1 protein-coding gene is annotated in these 447 nt (G+C 46.8%); it reads right to left on the reverse strand.

Features of this window, described 5'->3' with window-relative positions:
* Positions 1-427, reverse strand: a 427-nt coding sequence (locus ACO0LF_RS31485; protein ID WP_423021348.1) for an alpha/beta hydrolase family esterase, incomplete at its 3' end; no start/stop codon positions are given.
* Positions 428-447: the final 20 nt, after the last annotated feature.

A 447-nucleotide genomic window follows, 5' to 3' on the forward strand; every position in this document is an offset into this window, starting at 1 on the left:
TGCCTTGGCTATTACCGCCGGACCAAGCGTGGCCGGCACCATGAATTACCCATTGTTCAGCAGATAAGGATTTATGAGCATTTTTTTGAGATGCTGCATTTTCAGCATAGCGAATGCGTGTGTAGCGGCGGTCAAGCTTCCCATTACCAATTTCTTTTTGGGCTATCAAATTTTTTGACTCGCTACTTTCCAAATAACGTTCCATGATGTGATCGGCATTCTTATTATTGACCGTATGATCCTGGTCGCCATGGAAAACGATAATAGGAACAGCGACACCAGAAAATGGCTTTTTACTCTGGCTTGCTGCACGATTCATGGCTGCTAGCGCAGAGGATAAATCGCTTGCTGCACCAAATGGCAGGCCAGAATGAATACCAACTGCTGCATATAGCTCAGGATACGCGTCTGCCATGATGGCAGCCATAGCACCACCAGCAGACATAC

This window comes from Undibacterium sp. Di27W (assembly GCF_049340345.1).
Lineage (GTDB): Bacteria > Pseudomonadota > Gammaproteobacteria > Burkholderiales > Burkholderiaceae_D > Undibacterium.